16 protein-coding genes are annotated in these 16,111 nt (G+C 71.4%); 5 read left to right on the top strand and 11 right to left on the bottom strand.

All coding sequences use genetic code 11. The features are described from left to right. Positions 1–3 precede the first annotated feature (3 nt). Together recX and ACIRU3_RS36450 are read left to right on the top strand one after the other, a co-directional pair. On the top strand, positions 4–822 hold the full coding sequence (gene recX, locus ACIRU3_RS36455; protein ID WP_404065920.1) for a recombination regulator RecX: 819 nt from the start codon (positions 4–6) through the stop codon (positions 820–822). Between the two features lie 172 nt (positions 823–994). Further along, entirely contained in the window at positions 995–3,523 is a 2,529-nt protein-coding gene (locus tag ACIRU3_RS36450) for an FtsX-like permease family protein (protein WP_404065917.1), read from the top strand. A 38-nt stretch (positions 3,524–3,561) separates the two neighbouring features. Here ACIRU3_RS36450 and ACIRU3_RS36445 read toward each other — a convergent pair whose 3' ends face one another. The 8 genes from ACIRU3_RS36445 to ACIRU3_RS36410 form a co-directional block, all read right to left on the bottom strand. After that, positions 3,562–3,975, bottom strand: a complete 414-nt coding sequence (locus tag ACIRU3_RS36445; protein ID WP_404065915.1) for a rhodanese-like domain-containing protein — start codon at positions 3,973–3,975, stop codon at positions 3,562–3,564. Continuing rightward, on the bottom strand, positions 3,972–4,517 hold the full coding sequence (locus tag ACIRU3_RS36440; RefSeq protein ID WP_404065913.1) for a cysteine dioxygenase: 546 nt from the start codon (positions 4,515–4,517) through the stop codon (positions 3,972–3,974). The genes ACIRU3_RS36445 and ACIRU3_RS36440 overlap by 4 nt, the downstream gene beginning before the upstream one ends. A 69-nt stretch (positions 4,518–4,586) precedes the next feature. Then, the gene (locus tag ACIRU3_RS36435) at positions 4,587–4,634 is read right to left on the bottom strand and encodes a hypothetical protein (protein ID WP_309506048.1); all 48 of its coding nucleotides are present in this window, start codon (positions 4,632–4,634) and stop codon (positions 4,587–4,589) included. Positions 4,635–4,749: 115 nt separating this feature from the next. Beyond that, entirely contained in the window at positions 4,750–6,351 is a 1,602-nt protein-coding gene (locus ACIRU3_RS36430) for an FAD-dependent monooxygenase (protein WP_404065910.1), read from the bottom strand. A gap of 176 nt (positions 6,352–6,527) precedes the next feature. Continuing rightward, positions 6,528–7,421: an amino acid ABC transporter permease gene (locus ACIRU3_RS36425; protein WP_404065908.1), complete on the bottom strand. Its 894-nt coding sequence runs from the start codon at positions 7,419–7,421 to the stop codon at positions 6,528–6,530. Further along, complete coding sequence (locus ACIRU3_RS36420; RefSeq protein ID WP_404065906.1) at positions 7,418–8,083, bottom strand: amino acid ABC transporter permease; 666 nt, start codon at positions 8,081–8,083, stop codon at positions 7,418–7,420. Before ACIRU3_RS36420 ends, ACIRU3_RS36425 begins: the two co-directional genes overlap by 4 nt. A 75-nt stretch (positions 8,084–8,158) precedes the next feature. Continuing rightward, on the bottom strand, positions 8,159–8,992 hold the full coding sequence (locus ACIRU3_RS36415; RefSeq protein WP_404065904.1) for a glutamate ABC transporter substrate-binding protein: 834 nt from the start codon (positions 8,990–8,992) through the stop codon (positions 8,159–8,161). Positions 8,993–9,069: 77 nt separating this feature from the next. Then, entirely contained in the window at positions 9,070–9,846 is a 777-nt protein-coding gene (locus ACIRU3_RS36410) for an amino acid ABC transporter ATP-binding protein (protein ID WP_404065901.1), read from the bottom strand. A gap of 295 nt (positions 9,847–10,141) precedes the next feature. On the opposite strand from ACIRU3_RS36410, the gene ACIRU3_RS36405 reads away from it, so the two are divergent. Together ACIRU3_RS36405 and ACIRU3_RS36400 are read left to right on the top strand one after the other, a co-directional pair. Continuing rightward, the gene (locus ACIRU3_RS36405; protein ID WP_404065899.1) at positions 10,142–10,828 is read left to right on the top strand and encodes a response regulator transcription factor; all 687 of its coding nucleotides are present in this window, start codon (positions 10,142–10,144) and stop codon (positions 10,826–10,828) included. A 9-nt stretch (positions 10,829–10,837) separates the two neighbouring features. Beyond that, a complete protein-coding gene (locus ACIRU3_RS36400) occupies positions 10,838–12,250 on the top strand; it encodes a sensor histidine kinase (RefSeq protein WP_404065896.1) in 1,413 nt (470 codons plus the stop codon). A 219-nt stretch (positions 12,251–12,469) separates the two neighbouring features. On the opposite strand, the gene ACIRU3_RS36395 is transcribed toward ACIRU3_RS36400, so the two are convergent. Continuing rightward, positions 12,470–13,468 carry a TAXI family TRAP transporter solute-binding subunit gene (locus ACIRU3_RS36395; protein ID WP_404065893.1) on the bottom strand — a complete coding sequence of 333 codons (999 nt, stop codon included), beginning with the start codon at positions 13,466–13,468 and terminating at the stop codon, positions 12,470–12,472. Positions 13,469–13,575: 107 nt separating this feature from the next. Between ACIRU3_RS36395 and ACIRU3_RS36390 the strand changes: the two genes are divergently transcribed. Further along, entirely contained in the window at positions 13,576–13,983 is a 408-nt protein-coding gene (locus ACIRU3_RS36390; protein ID WP_404065890.1) for a MazG nucleotide pyrophosphohydrolase domain-containing protein, read from the top strand. A 3-nt stretch (positions 13,984–13,986) separates the two neighbouring features. Here ACIRU3_RS36390 and ACIRU3_RS36385 read toward each other — a convergent pair whose 3' ends face one another. Continuing rightward, positions 13,987–15,417, bottom strand: a complete 1,431-nt coding sequence (locus ACIRU3_RS36385; RefSeq protein ID WP_404065888.1) for a hypothetical protein — start codon at positions 15,415–15,417, stop codon at positions 13,987–13,989. A gap of 244 nt (positions 15,418–15,661) precedes the next feature. Beyond that, positions 15,662–16,102, bottom strand: coding sequence for a MarR family winged helix-turn-helix transcriptional regulator (locus ACIRU3_RS36380; RefSeq protein ID WP_404065885.1), 441 nt, complete (start codon positions 16,100–16,102; stop codon positions 15,662–15,664). Between the last annotated feature and the right edge of the window lie 9 nt (positions 16,103–16,111).

Here is a 16,111-nt window from a genome sequence, read left to right as displayed (position 1 = left end):
CCCGTGACACGACGAACCGACTGGGCCGAGTACGAGTACGCCACCCCCGGTGCCCCACGGGGGAGGGGCACCGGCGGTGACACCGGCTCGGGCACGGCCGGTGACGACGGGTACGGGGACACGGAGCACGGCGGGTACGGCGGCGGCACGCACCCGGGCGACGAGCCTCACGGGGGAGGCTCACCCGGGCGCGGTTCGCGGGGCGCCGCAGGATCGCGGGGCGGCCGGGGACGCGGCCGTCGGCGGGGCGGCTTCGGGGAGCCGCCGGGTGAGGACGAAGGCACCCCTTCCTCGTCGAGGGCCGAGCAGGGGGAGTCTTCAGGGGACCCGGTCGAGCGGGCGCGGGCGATCTGTCTGCGCCTGCTCACCGGGACCCCGCGCACCCGCAAGCAGCTCGGGGACGCCCTGCGCAAGCGGGACATCCCCGAGGAGGCGGCCGAGGAGGTGCTGTCCCGGTTCGAGGAGGTCGGGCTCATCGACGACGGCGCGTTCGCGGACGCCTGGGTGGAGTCCCGGCACCACGGCCGGGGGCTCGCCCGGCGCGCACTCGCCCAGGAGCTGCGCACCAAGGGCGTCGACTCCGCCCTGATCGACGAGGCCGTCGGTCAGTTGGACTCCGAGCAGGAGGAGACGACCGCCCGCGAACTGGTCGCCCGCAAGCTGCGGGCCACCCGCGGTCTCGACCGCGACAAGCGGCTGAGGCGTCTGGCCGGAATGCTCGCCCGCAAGGGCTACCCCGAGGGCATGGCCCTCCGTGTCGTCCGCCAGGCCCTGGAGGAAGAGGGCGAGGACACGGAGTTCCTGGAGGACGAGGGCTTCTGACAGCCGGGCGCCCGGCGGTCGGTGGGGATAACCCCCGCTCAAGACGCCGGGCCACCGCAGTGCTTCCGGACCCGTGGACGGGCGAGTCTGTATCCACGCCCAGGACCACGGCCCAAGCCGAGACCGTCGGGCGCATGGACTCCGGACGCACAACAGAAGAGAGCCCGCCCCGATGATGCTGCGTTACGCCCTCCAGACCGTTCGCGCCCGCAAGGCGGGCTTCCTCGGCGCCTTTCTCGCCCTGATGTGCGCGGCCGCTCTGATCACCGCCTGCGGCACCCTCCTCGACACCGGCCTGCGCGGTTCGATCCGCACCGAGCGCTACGCCGCCGCTCCCGTCGTGGTCTCCGCCGACCAGTACGTCCACCGGACGACGGTCAAGCGAAAGAAGGGCAAGACCAAGGTCAAACACAAGGCGAAACCCATCGCCGAACGCGCCTGGCTCTCCGCGGACCTGGGAGCAACCCTCGCCCGCACCCCCGGCGTCGCCCGTGTCGTCCCCGAACTGACCTTCCTCGCACAGCCGTCGACCCCGGCAGGCACCGGTGGCCGTACCGCCTACGGGCACGCCTGGGACTCCGCCGCGCTGACGCCGTACCGGCTGAGCGCGGGCAGCGCACCCAAGGCCGCCGGCGACCTCGTCATCGACCACGACCTCGCCGCACGCGCCCACCTCCGGCCCGGCGACCGCCTCACCGTGCAGTCGACGCAGTCCCCGCGCACCTACCGGATCACCGGAATCGCCACCCCGGCCACCGCCGTACGCCACCAGACGTCCCTGTTCTTCTCCGCTCCGGAGGCCGAGCGGCTGGCCGCGCACCCCGGGCAGGTCACCGCGTTCGGCGTGCTCCCGGTCAAGGGCGCCGACCCGGAGGCGGTACGGCAGGCCGTGACGCGAGTGCTGCACGGCAGCACCGCGCAGGTCAGCACCGGCGACGCCCGCGGGCCCGTCGAGTTCCTGGACGCGGCCGCCGCCCGCACCCGGCTGGTCAGCATGGGCGGCGCGATGGGCGGCACCTCACTGCTGGTGGCGGTGCTCGTGGTCGTCGGAACCTTCGGGCTCAGCGTCCAGCAGCGGCACCGCGAACTCGCCCTGCTCCGCGCCATCGCCGCCACACCCGGCCAGATCCGCAGGCTGCTGGGCCGGGAGGCCCTGATCATCGGGGCGGCGGCGGGCACCACCGGCGCGCTGCTCGGGCTGCCGCTGGGTGCCTGGCTGCACTCCAGGTTCGTCGCCCTGGGCGCCGTACCCGCCACGCTCCAGCACACCGTGGGCGTCTTCCCGCCGTTCGCCGCCCTCGCCGCCACCCTGCTCGGGGCCTGGACGGCGGCCCGGATCGCCTCCCGCAGGATCGTCCGGATCCGCCCGGCGGAGGCCCTGGCGGAGGCCAGAAGCGAGCGCGGCCGGCCGGCCTGGGGCCGTATCGCCGCCGGTCTGTTGCTTCTGGCCGGCGGGGTCGTCCTCGTCGTCGTGCTCAGCTCCCTGCGCACCGAGCCCGCCTCTACTCCCGTGACCTTCCTCGCCGTCGTCGTCCTGTCCGGATCCGTCGCCCTGCTCGGCCCGCTGCTGGTCAAGGCGGCCACGCTGCTGCTCGCCGGTCCGCTGCGGCTCACCGGTCACGGCGGCCGCCTCGCCACCGCCAACCTGCGTGGCAACGCCACCCGGATGGCCTCCGTCGTCACCCCCCTCACCCTGCTCATCGGCATGACCTGCACCGTCCTGTTCGTCCAGTCGACCCTCGGCGACGCCGCCCGGGCCCAGGCGCGCGAGGGTGCCACGGCCGACTGGGTCGTCGCCGCCCAGGGGCCCGGCGTCCCGGGCGAGGCCGCACGGCGGCTGCGCGCGCAGCACGACACCGTCACCGAGGTGGTCCGCACGACCGTCCGTGTCGGCCTCGACAAATACCCGGCCCAGGGCGTCACGCCCGCCGGACTGACCCGCACCTGGGACCCGAACGTCACCGCCGGTTCCCTCGGCGATCTAGCCCACGGCACCGTCGCCGTCAGTGAACTGACCGCGGATCAGCACCACTTGAAGCCCGGGAGCACTCTCCAACTCACCCTCGGCGACGGCACGCCCGCCAAGCTCACCGTCGCCGCCGTCTACGCCCGGGGTCTCGGCTTCGGCGATCTCACCTTCGCCCACGACCTCGTGGCCCAGCACGTCGACAACCCGCTCGCCTCCTCCGTCCTGGTCAGCACGACCCGTACAAAGACACAACTCGCGACTACGCTGCGTGAGTTCCCGGGTCTGCGGATTCTTTCGCCGGCCGCCGCGGACTCTCTCCAGGCCGACCGGCAGCAGACGAACGCCGAGGTCAACTATCTGGCCATGGGACTCGTACTGGCCTTCACCGCCATCGCGGTCGTCAACACCCTCGCCATGTCGGTCGCGGAGCGTGTCCGGGAGTTCGCGCTGCTCCGCCTCGCCGGGGCGACCCGCCGCCAGGTGCTGCGCGTGCTGCGCACCGAGGTGCTGTCGGTGCTGCTCCTCGCCACCTCGCTCGGCAGCGGCATCTCCCTCGCCGTCCTCACCGCCTTCAGCGTCGGCATGACCGGCCGGGCGGCCCCGTCCGTCACCCCTCTGCTCTACGTCAGCGTGGTCGCGATCGCCGCCCTGCTCGCGCTCGTCTCCAGTGCGCTTCCCGGGCGCGCCGCACTCCGCGTACGGGCGGTGACAGTGGCCACGGCGAGGGAGTAGGCCGTCGGACGAGGGCTGCCGCCCGGTGTGCGGCCCCGTCAGCCCGTGACCGGCTCGACCGGCAGCCCTTCGGTCCGCCACGCCTGGAAGCCGCCCACCAGATCCGTCGCCCGGTGCAGGCCCAGGTGATGGAGGGAGGCGGCGGCCAGGCTGGAGGCGTAGCCCTCGTTGCAGATGACGACGATGCGCAGGCCGTGGCCGGTCGCCTCGGGGACCCGATGGCTGCCCAGGGGGTCGAGGCGCCACTCCAGTTCGTTGCGCTCGATGACGAGAGCGCCGGGGATCAGCCCGTCCCGCTCGCGCAGAGCCGCGTACCGGATGTCGACCAGCAGGGCCTCACCGGTGCGCGCCGCCTCGTGCGCCTCCCGCGCTTCGATGCGCCGATAGCCCGCGCGGACCTCCTCCAGCAGGTCGTCGATGCCGACGGGCCGTCTGTTCGTGCCGCCGCTCACTGCCAGTCCTCCGGGCGCTCGACCTGCTCCAGGCGCAGCACCTGGCCCGTGCGACTGTAGCGACGGATCCTTGGCAGGGGCGGGTAGTAGGCGTGTACGGAGATGGCGTGCAGGTCGCGGGACTCGTTGAGCACCTCGTGCACATGATGGCGGCCGAAGGAGCGGCCCTCCCCGGCGGGCAGCCGGCGCTCGCGGTCCACGTCCTCGGCGAGTTCCAGGGTCTTCCAGCCGTCGGTGGGCAGCCGGGCGGCCAGCGAGTACTCCCTCAGCTCACCCGAGGCGGTGAGGAAAGCGCCGGCCGAGTCGGCATGGTCGTGCCAGCCGGTGCCGGTGCCGGGCGGCCAGCCGATCATCCAGGCCTCGCTGCCGCCGGGGCCCTTCAGCCGCACCCAGGTGCGGCCTTCCGGGTCGAGCGGGAGCGAGGCGATCAGCGCGGTGTCGGCGGCCGTGCGCCGGACGAAGTCGAGGAGGTCCGCCTGGGTCGGAGCCGCGCCGGCGGCACCGCCGGTGGCCGCAGGGGACACGGAAGGGGATACAGACACGTACACCGTCCTGAAGAGGGTTCGCCGAACGGGCGCACGATGGCGCCCGGAGAAGGTGGGGGAGCGAATTCAGCAGGACGGGCGACACACGCAACCCGCATAGCGGACGAGGTCCATATGGACCCTCCGCCACAGGTGCACACAGGTGTCGGTCACGATCCGGAGTACAGCACGCTGCCGCACGCCGGTCAACTGACCGTCACGATGTGGACAGGGGGCGCCGGGCGCACGGTCAGCGCGCGCCGGAGCCGGCCTGCACCTCCTCCTTCACGGCGCCGCCCAGCGTCGCCTCGGCCGCGGCGTACAGATCGGCCGGGCGGACCCCGCTCAGCGCGGTGACCAGGTGGCCGTCGGGGCGCACGAGCAGCACGCTGTGGGCCGGGGCACCCGGGTAGCTCTCGGCGACCAGCAGCTCGGCCGGGTGCGGGAGTGCCGTCACCGCGGCCGCGAGCCGGGGCATGACGCCCGCGGACACCCAGTGCTTGCGCTCCCACACCCCTGTGCCCGGCGCGATCAGCACGACGAGCAGCGCGTCACGGCCCATCCGGTCGCGCAGTTGAACGAAGGAACCATCCTCCGCCGTGACCCGCACATCGATGACCGGTGCGCCGAACGGGGTGTCGACCGGGATCTCCGCCTCCAGGTGCCGGGGTGCGAGCGGCGAGTCGGCGTACGACCCCGGGGCACCCACGGGGCCGCGCCCCAGGTGACCGTCCGTGAGCAGCGCGTCGTGGCCCCGGGCCGTTCCGGGGACGTAGTGGCGCAGCCCGGCTCCGCCGCGGAGCACCGGAAGTACCTGGTCGGCGGCGCGCAGCCGGGCGGCGACCACCGCCCGCCGCTCGGCCTGGTAGCTGTCGAGCAGTGCCTCGTAGGGGCCGTGGTGCCACGCCGTGGCCAGCTTCCAGGCCAGGTTGTCGGCGTCCCGGAGGCCCTCGTCGAGCCCCTGGGCGCCGAGCGCCCCGAGCAGATGGGCCGCGTCCCCGGCGAGGAAGACCCGGCCGGCACGCCAGCGCCGGGCCAGCCGGTGGTGCACCGTGTGGACACCGGTGTCGAGCAGGTCGTACGCCGGAGTGGCGCCGTCCGTCCAGCCCGCGAGGGTCTCGCGGATCCCGGCCACCAGGATCTCGGGCGTGACCAGGTCCTTGCCCGGCGGCAGCAGCCAGTCCAGACGCCACACGCCGTCCGGGAGGGGGCGGGCGGTCACCTCCCCGGCCGTGGGCCCGGACGACCGCCAGGGCGGCATCCGATGGAGCAACGCCTGACGCTCCCACGGAAGTTCCGTGCGCAGCGCGGCGACCGCATGCCGCTCCACCGCCGTACGGCCCGGGAAACGGATGTCCTGCAGCTTGCGCACGGTCGAGCGGGGCCCGTCGCAGCCGACCAGGTAGCTGCCGCGCCACCAGGTGCCCGTGGGGCCGCGGGTGTGGGCGGCGACGCCGGAACGCTCCTGCTCGATCGAGTCGAGCCGGCTGTCCACGGCGACCTTGACCAGTGGTTCGTCCGCGATGGCGGTGCGCAGGGCGCCCGTGATGACGTGCTGCGCGATGTGCAGCGGTGCGAGATCGCCCTCGTCGAAGGTGATCTCGCTCATCACCTGCTTGCGCCGCACCGACCGCCATCCGGCCCATCTGACGCCGTGGTCGTCGAGCGCGACCGAGGTCAGCCGCTCCAGCAGGGCGGCCGTGTCCTCGCGCAGCACGGCCGTGCGCGCCGGGCGCGCTTCCTCTTTGCCGGGGCCCTCGTCCAGGACGACGGCCGGCACCTCCTGACGGGCCAGGGCCAGGGCGAGCGTGAGCCCGACGGGCCCGGCTCCGACGATGATCACCGGTTCCACGGCGCAGCGCCTCCTGCCCGCAGCGGTGCCCTGACGGACATGGTGGAACAGGAAGGTGAAGCGGGGTGCACGATCACAGAACGTATGCAACCCATTGGCAGAGTTTGCGTCAAGTGACCAGAGGCAGTGGCGATCATGCCACTGCCTCTGGGGGGTTCATGCTATTTGAATGATCGTCATCTTTCGGTGCCGGTCGCTGCCGTCCCCGCGATCGCCGCCGCGTCCTGGAACCCGAGTACCACGCCGGTCGACTTCTTGCGCCGCCGCAGCCGTCCCTCGAGCCAGCTCGCGAACGAGGTCAGCGAGAAGTTGATGGCCACGAAGATCACGGCGACGACCGTGAACGAGGCGATGGTGTTGGCTCCGTAGTAGCCGCTCATGGTGTTGGCCGAGGACAGGAGCTCGGGAAAGGTCAGGACCGCGCCGCCGAGTGCGGTGTCCTTCACGATCACGACGATCTGGCTGACGATCGCCGGGAGCATCGCGGTGACCGACTGCGGCAGCAGGATGATCCGCATCACCTGGTTCTTGCGCAGACCGATCGCCATGGCGGCCTCGGACTGGCCCTTCGGCAGGGCGAGGATGCCCGCGCGGACGATCTCCGCGAGCACCGACGCGTTGTACAGCACCAGGCCGGTGACGACCGCGTACAGAGGGCGGTCGTCCGAACTGACGTCGGTGTACTCGGCGAACAGGGCGAGCCCGAAGATCATCAGGACCAGTACCGGGATCGCGCGGAAGAACTCGACGACCGTCGCGACCGGGACACGTATCCATGCGTGGTCCGAGAGGCGGGCGATGCCGAGCACGGCGCCCAGCGGGAGGGCGATGACCATGGACAGGGCCGCGGCCTTCAGGGTGTTCTGCAGACCCGGCCATATGTACGTCGAGTAGGCCTCCGGGCCGTCGAAGAACGGCTTCCAGAGCACCCAGTCCAGCTGGTGCTTGTCGTCGAGGGCCTTGTACACCCACCACAGGACGGCCGCGAGGACGACCAGGAAGCCCGCCGTGTAAAGGATGTTGCGCCGCTTGGCCCGGGGGCCCTGGGCGTCGTACAGGACCGAACTCATCGCTTCACCGCCACCTTCTTGCCCACCCAGCCGAGGATCAGACCGGTCGGCAGGGTCAGACAGCAGAACCCGAAGGCGATGACCGCGGAGATCAGCAGCAGCTGCGCCTCGTTCTCCACCATCTCCTTCATCAGGAGTGCCGCTTCCGCCACACCGATCGCGGCCGCCACCGTCGTGTTCTTCGTCAACGCGATCAGCACGTTGGTCAGCGGGAGGACGGCCGCGCGGAAGGCCTGCGGCAGCACTATCAGGCCCAGCACCTGCGTGAAGCTCAGACCGAGGGCCCGGGCCGCCTCCGCCTGGCCGACCGGCACCGTGTTGATGCCGGCGCGGATCGCCTCGCAGACGAAGGCCGACGTGTAGACGATCAGACCGAGCACGGCCAGCCGGAAGTTGGTCGTGTCGACCTGGTCCGAGCCGAGGTCGATGCGCAGCGTCTGGTTCAGCCCGAGCGAGGCGAACAGGATGATCACCGTGAGCGGGATGTTCCGCACGATGTTCACGTAGGCGGTGCCGAAACCGCGCATCAGCGGCACCGGGCCCACCCGCATGGCGGCCAGCAGGGTGCCCCAGATCAGGGAGCCCACGGCGGACAGCAGCGTGAGCTGCACCGTCGTCCAGAAGGCTCCCAGCACGTCGTACTTGTCAAGAAAGTCGAACACGATCTCCCGCGCTTTCGCGTATAGGGATGCCCGGATGCGCCGCCGTCAGGGACGGCGCATCCGCCGGGCGTTGCCTCAGCTCTTGATGTCGCCGATCTTCGGAGCGGGCTCGTTCTTGTAGCCGGCCGGACCGAAGTTCTTGTCCACGGCCTTCTGCCACGAACCGTCGGAGACCATCTCCTCAAGGGCCTTGTTGATCTTGGCCTTGAGGTCGCTGCCCTTCTTGACGCCGATGCCGTAGTTCTCGTTGGTCATCTTGAAGCCGCCGAGCTTGAACTTGCCCTTGAACTGGGACTGGGCGGCGTAACCGGCGAGGATCGAGTCGTCCGTGGTCAGGGCGTCGATCGCCTTGCTCTGCAGACCGGTCAGGCAGGCCGAGTACGCCGGGTACTGCTGGAGCTGCGCCTTGGGAGCCAGCTTGTCCTTGACGTTCTGCGCCGAGGTCGACCCGGTCACCGAGCACAGCTTCTTGCTGTTGAGGTCCGCCGGGGACTTGATGGTGCTGTCGTCCGCGCGGACGAGCACGTCCTGGTGGGCCAGCAGGTACGGGCCGGCGAAGTCGACCTTCTTCTGACGCTCCGGGTTGATCGAGTAGGAAGCGGCGATGAACTCGACGTCACCACGCTGCAGCATGGTCTCGCGGTCGGCGCTCTTCGACTCCTTCCACTCGATCTGGTCCGGCTTGTAGCCGAGCTTGCCGGCGACGTAGGTGGCGACGTCGACGTCGAAGCCCGAGTAGCCCTGCGGGGTCTTCTGGCCGATGCCGGGCTGGTCGAACTTGATGCCGATGGTGATCTTCTTGCCGCCGCCGGAACCGTTGTCGTCCTTCTTGTCACCGCCGCACGCGGTGGCGGACACGGCGAGGGCGAGTACGACGGCCGAGGCGGCGGTGACCTTGCGGAGCTTCATCGTGAACTTCCTTTGAGTGGTGAGGACCGAGGTCCGTGAGAGACGGGTGACTCAGGTCGTCCGGAGGGCCGGGCGGATCAGTGGTGCAGGATCTTCGACAGGAAGTCCTTGGCCCGGTCGCTGCGCGGATTGCTGAAGAACTGGTCGGGCGCAGCCTGTTCGACGATGCGGCCGTCCGCCATGAAGACCACCCGGTTTGCAGCCGATCGTGCGAAGCCCATCTCATGGGTGACGACGATCATCGTCATGCCCTCGCGGGCGAGCTGCTGCATGACCTCGAGGACCTCGTTGATCATCTCGGGGTCGAGCGCCGAGGTCGGCTCGTCGAAGAGCATGACCTTCGGGCCCATCGCCAGCGCGCGGGCGATGGCCACGCGCTGCTGCTGGCCGCCGGACAGCTGCGCCGGGTACTTGTCGGCCTGGGTGCCCACCCCGACCCGGTCGAGCAGGGCGCGGGCCTTCTCCGTGGCCTGCTTCTTGTCCGTCCTGCGGACCTTGACCTGGCCCAGCATCACGTTCTCGAGCACGGTCTTGTGCGCGAAGAGGTTGAAGGACTGGAAGACCATCCCGACGTCGGCGCGCAGCCGGGCCAGCTCCCTGCCCTCGTGGGGCAGCGGCTTTCCGTCGATCGTGATGGTGCCCGAGTCGATCGTCTCCAGCCGGTTGATGGTGCGGCACAGGGTCGACTTTCCGGACCCGGAGGGCCCGATGACCACGACGACCTCACCACGGGTGATCGTCAGATCGATGTCCTGGAGTACGTGCAACGCGCCGAAGTGCTTGTTGACGCTCTTCAGGACGACCAGTTCGCCGGATGCGGCCACATCTTCCTTGGCCACCGATACTTCGGTCATCGCTCTCAGGCTCCGTCCTCCTCGGTTTCGGTGGACAGTAGTGATGGCCGGTGACCTGCGTCATCACATCTGAGGGGAATCTGAGCATCACGATCCGATAGCAATCGGACACGTGTCGTAGCACTTGAGGCCTGTGCGCGTATCGGGGGGGTAACGGAAGCGGCAGGCAACCGGAACCCTCTTGACGCCGTCCTTGTCCATCGGCGTGACTTCCATGGTGCACGCGCGCGAGCACGTGATCTACACGGCGGACGAAAACCGTAACTGTATGAACGTTGAACCGAAGGGGGCCGGAATGAGACTGCTGCTCGTCGAGGACGACAACCACGTCGCCGCCGCCCTGTCCGCGGTCCTCGCGCGGCACGGCTTCGACGTCACCCACGCGCGAAGCGGCGAGGAGGCCCTTCAGGCGCTCGTGCCCGAGGGCGCCGGATTCGGTGTGGTCCTGCTCGACCTGGGCCTGCCCGACCAGGACGGATACGAGGTCTGCGGCAAGATCCGCAAGCGCACCAGCATCCCGGTGATCATGGTCACCGCGCGCTCCGACGTCCGCTCCCGCATCCACGGACTCAACCTGGGCGCCGACGACTACGTGGTGAAGCCGTACGACACCGGCGAGCTGCTCGCCCGGATCCACGCGGTCAGCCGGCGCACCACCCACGAGGACGTCACGGCGGGTGCCGAGACCGCGCTGCGGCTGGGGTCCGTGCACATCGAACTGCCCACCCGCCAGGTCAGCGTGGACGGTTCGGTGATCCAGCTGACCCGCAAGGAGTTCGATCTGCTCGCACTGCTCGCCCAGCGGCCCGGAGTCGTCTTCCGGCGGGAGCAGATCATCAGCGAGGTCTGGCGCACCAGCTGGGAGGGCACGGGCCGCACCCTGGAGGTGCACGTCGCCTCCCTGCGAGCCAAGCTGCGCATGCCCGCGCTGATCGAGACCGTGCGCGGGGTCGGCTACCGGCTCGTCGCCCCGGCCGCGTAGCGGGGTCGGGTGCGCACACGGCTCCTGCCGCTGCTCATCGTCCTGATGGCGGCCGTACTTCTCGCCCTCGGCTTCCCGCTCGCCGTCAGCGTGGCCGCCGCCCAGCAGCAGAAGGTGGTCGTCGACCGGATCGACGACACCGCGCGCTTCGCCGCGCTCGCCCAGTTCGTCACGGATGCGCCCAGCGGACCCCGCCGTACCGCCCCGGACGAGCGCCAGGAGACGCTGCGCCGGGAACTGGACAGCTACTACGGCGTCTACGGCATCCGCGCGGGTGTCTTCTACCGCAACGGTTCGGCCATGGCCAACTCCCCGGGCGACTGGTTCGTCCCACGGACGGGCGAGGTCAGGGACGCGTTCGGCGAGGCGCTGCTCAGCCGTCGCAGCCACGATCCCCAGCAGGTGTGGCCCTGGCAGCGCAGCCGGCTGATCGTCGCCTCGCCGGTGATCCGGGACGGGGACGTGGTGGCGGTCGTCGTCACCGATTCGCCCACCGGGCAGATGCGTTCGCTGATCCTGCGCGGCTGGCTGTTCATCGGGGCCGGCGAGATCGCCGCGATGCTGCTCGCCGTCGGCGCCGCGCTGCGGCTGACGGGCTGGGTGCTCAGGCCGGTGCGGGTCCTGGACGCCACCACCCACGACATCGCCACCGGACGGCTCAAGTCCCGGGTCGCGGCCGCCGGCGGGCCGCCGGAACTGAGACGGCTGGCCCGCTCGTTCAACGAAATGGCGGACAACGTCGAGGATGTGCTGGAGCAGCAGCGCGCTTTCGTCGCGGACGCCTCGCACCAGCTGCGCAACCCGCTCTCGGCGCTGCTGCTGCGCATCGAGCTGCTCGCCCTCGAACTCCCGGAGGGCAACGAGGAGATCGCCTCGGTCCGCACCGAGGGCAAGCGTCTGGCGCAGGTCCTGGACGACCTGCTCGATCTGGCGCTGGCCGAGCACGCCGAGGCCGACCTCAGGCTGACCGACGTCGGCGCGATGGCCGAGGAGCGGGTGGCCGCCTGGTCACCGACCGCCGGCGCCAAGGGCGTACGACTCGTCGGCGACTGCCCCCCCACCACCGCCTGGGCCGACCCGATCACCCTGTCCAGCGCCCTGGACGCGGTGATCGACAACGCCGTGAAGTTCACCCCCGACGGCGGCACGGTCGAGGTCACCGTCTCCTCGAACGGCGCGACCTCGACGGTCGTGGTCACCGACACCGGCCCCGGCCTCACCGAAGAGGAACTCGCGCGCGTGGGCGACCGTTTCTGGCGCAGCGGCCGCCATCAGAACGTCAAGGGCTCGGGGCTGGGCCTGTCCATCAGCCGCGCCCTGCTCGCGGCGGGCGGCGGCTCGATCACCTACGCCCACCACGAGCCGCGGGGACTCCGGGTGACCGTGACGGTGCCCAGGCACGCGGACACCGCCAAGGTGTGACGACCCGCGTGAACAACCCTGCGGGTCGGTACACCTAGGGGGGCTCGTTCGGATCATCCCGGCGTCGCGGGGTCTGGCACGCGCATCTGCCGCGTCGTCGTCACTCGCCGACGCTCCGCGTCGAATCCCTCCGCCGCCTTGCAGCTGCACGCACCAGACACCGCTCGGGTCGGCCGGTCCGCGCCGTTCGTCACGGCCGGCCTGAGCCGAACGACACCCCTAGGGCTTGACCGACCGGTAGTAGCGCCGTGCGCCCTCCTGCAGGGGCAGCGGGTCGGTGTAGATCGCGGTGCGCAGGTCGACCAGCTGTGCGGAGTGGACGTGCGCGCCGATGCCGTCGCGGCTCTTGATCACCGTGCGGGTCACCCACTCGGTCAGCCGGGGATCCATGTCCTTCCGGGTGATCAGCAGGTTCGACACCGCGATGGTGGGCACGGTGGAACCCTGCCGGAAGGACGAGTAGGCGGCCTGGGGCATGTTCGTGGTGCGGTAGTAGCGGCTGGCCTGCTCCCCGGAGTGCAGTTCGGCGACGAGATCACTGTCGATGGGCACGAACTTGAAGCCGGACTTCCGGGCCAGTGTCTCCAGTCCCTTGGTGGGCAGCCCGCCCGACCAGAAGAAGGCGTCGATCCTGCCCTTCTGCAGCCGGTCGGGCCCGGTGTCTATGCCGTCCGCGACCGGTGTGATGTCCTTCCGCGGGTCGATGCCCGCGGCCCTGAGCACCCGGTTCGCGATCAGCCGCACCCCGGAGTCGGGCAGCCCGGTGGCCACGCGCTTGTGCCGCAGGTCCGTGACGCTGTTGACCTCCGAGTCGCGCGGCACGATGAGCTGCACGTAGTCGTCGTAGAGCCGGGCCACCCCGCGCAGCCGGTCCGCGCCGCTGCCGTGCCGCAGCTCGTACGTCTCCACCGCGTCGGCCGCCGCGATGGTGAAGTCGGCCTTTCCGGTCGCGACCCGCTCGACGTTCTCCTGCGAACCGGCGCTGTTCAGCAGCTTCACCTGCAGGTCCGGCATGTCGCTGCCCAGCTCGGTGCGCAGCCGCTCGCCGTACTCCTGGTAGACCCCGCGGGGCGTGCCGGTACTGAAGACGATCGTCCCGCTCGGCGGGGTCTCGCCCAATGGCAGCAGCCACCACAGCAGCAGCCCGAGGGCCACGACGCCGACGGTCGCACCCTCGAGCGCCCGGCGCCTGCTGATACGGGGGAACACCTTGGACATGCGGGCGATCCTGCCAGGCCGTGCGCGCAGCTGACCAGGGCCGGGGTCACTCCGGGGCCCCGGGGAAGCGCGACGGGCCGGTCAGTGGCGGCCACTAGAGTCGCCGTATGAGCTCTTCGCCCGCCCGCCTCGTCCGCGAGTTCCACCACGCCTTCGGCCTCGACGCCCGCACCACGCCGACGGAGGTGGCACCCGAACTGGCCACGCACCGTGGGGAACTGCTCGCCGAGGAAGCGGCGGAGGTCGCCGAGGTGTCGGTCGAGGGTCCGCTGGACAGGCTCGCGCACGAGCTGGCGGATGTGGTGTACGTGGCGTACGGCACAGCTCTGGTCCACGGGATCGATCTCGACGCGGTGATCGCCGAGATCCACCGCGCCAACATGAGCAAGCTGGGCCCCGACGGCCAGGTCGCCCGCCGCGCCGACGGCAAGGTCCTCAAGGGCGAGCACTACCTGGCACCGGACGTGTCGGCGGTGCTGCGCCGTCAGGGCTGGACACCCGGCGGCGCAGCCTGACGCCTACGACGGCAGGGAGCCGCCGGCCAGCTTCCACTCGCGGTGCAGCGAGCCCAGCGGGACGCTGCGCTGGAACACCGGCGTACCGAAGATGGACAACTGGATGCGCAGGGTGCCCGACAGGTCGACACCGCCGTACACCCCCCAGGTGCCCTCGGCCTTCGCCCCGGGCGTGTCCGAGGAGGCGGTGACCGTCCCGGAGGCCTCGCCGCGCACGTACGGCGCGAGGTCGGCGCTGACGCCGACGGTGCCGTAGAGGCCGACGGACGCCTCCGCGCCGAGAGCCGTTTTCGCGCTCCCGGCGGCGGCCAGGGAGGCCCGTACGGGCGTGCTCGTCATGTTCGCGGAGCTGACCGGGGTCCACCCCTTGGCCGCCCCGAAGGTGCCGCCCGCCTTGAAGTCGCCCTTGAGGCTCTGCTCGACGTCGACGGTGATGTGTCCGTCGCCGCTGATCTGGACGTAGCAGGTCAGGTCGAGGTTGACGACGACGGGCACCGGGCCGACCTGTAGGACGGGGTCGGCGTGCAGCTTGGCGAACGGGATCCGCAGCGGGGTGCCGGTGGCCGCGGCGGCGCGGCCCTTCACGGCCCACCCGGACGTCCAGTCTCCGGAGACGCCCAGGTACGCCGAGCCCGGTGCCGCGTCGGAGCCCGTGCCGCCGTAGGTGAAGTCGACCTGCGGGGCCACCTGGACGAACCCGGACACCGAGGCGGAGGCCGAGGCCGGGGCGCCTTCGGCCGTGGGCACCTTCGCGCCGACGTCGAGACGGAGGCTGCCGAGCGGCACGGTCGTGCCCTTGGGGCCGACGTGCACGTCTCCGGTCTTGGACCAGGAGACCTTGACGTCGGGCAGCAGCTTGTCGACGGAGAAGGAGGCCGGGTCGACCGGCACGGTGCCCTTCGCCGTGTCGTCGCCCAGCAGCGCGTTGAGCGCCGCCGGTTCGGTCTGCACCTCCGTGCCCCGGCCGCTCTCGCCGATCACCTTGGTGACCTTGGCGAGCAGGCCGTGCGGGGCCCCGGGCGCCGGGGCGCTGGCGATGACGTCCCCCACGGCGGCCTGGTGCGGGGCCGCCGAGGCGCTGGGGGAGGGGGTCGCCGGGGGCTGCGAGGGCCCGCTCTTCGCGGGGGCCTTGGAGATGACGGCGCGCCGCGTCCGGCTGTCGTACGAGCTGACGGCGAGCGTGGTCTTGTGCGCCCGCCGGCCGGTACCGGACGGGCCGGCCGTGGCGGTCGCGGTGGCGGCGGGGGCCGCGGCGACGGTGAGCGAGTGGTCCGTGCTGTCGGTGGGGCCGTCGGAGGCCCGCACGTCCTGGCCGTGGCCCGCTGCCGGCTGCTCGGCCCGGGGCGCGGGCGAGGAGCACGCGGCGGACAGGAAGAGGGCGGTCACGGCGAAGGCGGGCAGGAGGGCACGCCGGTGCCCCATGCGTCTGCGCAAGGTCGGTCCTGTGGGGAGTGGGGGGTGGCAAGGAAGGCAGCACCGACAGACGGCTACCGACGGGTAGAACCGGCTGGTAACTCGGTGATGAACCATGAGCATGCCATGGCCGCGCACGCGGGCTTCTCACAATCCGCCCACATTCCAACGTGAGCTGGCACACGCTGAGTTCAGGCCGCGCGGTGGCCGGATCCCGGCCCGCCGGGGGCCGGTCGCACCGGCCGGTCCCCGGCGGGGAACGAGGTCAGCCCGGGAGTCCCGTGCCGCCGAGGCGGGTCAGCAGGGCGGAGAGCGCTCCGAGGTCCTGCTCGTTCCAGGCGGACCCGCCGAAGATCTCGGCGGCGGTCTCCTCGGCCGTGGCCCGCATCTCCTTCAGCCGCTGCCGGCCGGTCCCGGTCAGCGAGGCGTAGGCCACGCGCGCGTCGCGGGCGTCCGGCTCGCGGGTCACCAGTCCGATCCGCTCCAGGGGAGCCAGCCCGCGGGTCACTCCGGAGGCGGTCAGGCCCAGTGCATCGGCCAGGTCCACCCGGCGCATCCGGCCGCCGGGTGCCTGCCCCAGGCGCAGCAGCATCGTGAAGTCGGCCAGGCTCACCCCGTGCAGTCCGCCCAGCCGGGCGTCGAAACGCCGCACGAGCGCCGTCTGGGCCCGCACCAGCCGCAGCGATGCGTCCAGGGCGTCACTCATCGCTCACCC

It is taken from the genome of Streptomyces sp. NPDC101151 (assembly GCF_044768335.1).
Taxonomy (GTDB): Bacteria; Actinomycetota; Actinomycetes; order Streptomycetales; family Streptomycetaceae; genus Streptomyces.
This window is presented reverse-complemented; position numbering and strand designations above follow the sequence as displayed.

What these genes read in the sequence shown, in the direction of transcription:
- ACIRU3_RS36450 (WP_404065917.1), top strand. Translation starts at nt 995, where the DNA reads ATGATGCTGCGTTACGCCCTCCAGACCGTTCGCGCCCGCAAGGCGGGC.
- ACIRU3_RS36425 (WP_404065908.1), bottom strand. Translation starts at nt 7,421, where the DNA reads ATGAGTTCGGTCCTGTACGACGCCCAGGGCCCCCGGGCCAAGCGGCGC.
- ACIRU3_RS36415 (WP_404065904.1), bottom strand. Translation starts at nt 8,992, where the DNA reads ATGAAGCTCCGCAAGGTCACCGCCGCCTCGGCCGTCGTACTCGCCCTC.
- ACIRU3_RS36410 (WP_404065901.1), bottom strand. Translation starts at nt 9,846, where the DNA reads ATGACCGAAGTATCGGTGGCCAAGGAAGATGTGGCCGCATCCGGCGAA.
- ACIRU3_RS36405 (WP_404065899.1), top strand. Translation starts at nt 10,142, where the DNA reads ATGAGACTGCTGCTCGTCGAGGACGACAACCACGTCGCCGCCGCCCTG.
- ACIRU3_RS36395 (WP_404065893.1), bottom strand. Translation starts at nt 13,468, where the DNA reads ATGTCCAAGGTGTTCCCCCGTATCAGCAGGCGCCGGGCGCTCGAGGGT.
- ACIRU3_RS36390 (WP_404065890.1), top strand. Translation starts at nt 13,576, where the DNA reads ATGAGCTCTTCGCCCGCCCGCCTCGTCCGCGAGTTCCACCACGCCTTC.
- ACIRU3_RS36380 (WP_404065885.1), bottom strand. Translation starts at nt 16,102, where the DNA reads ATGAGTGACGCCCTGGACGCATCGCTGCGGCTGGTGCGGGCCCAGACG.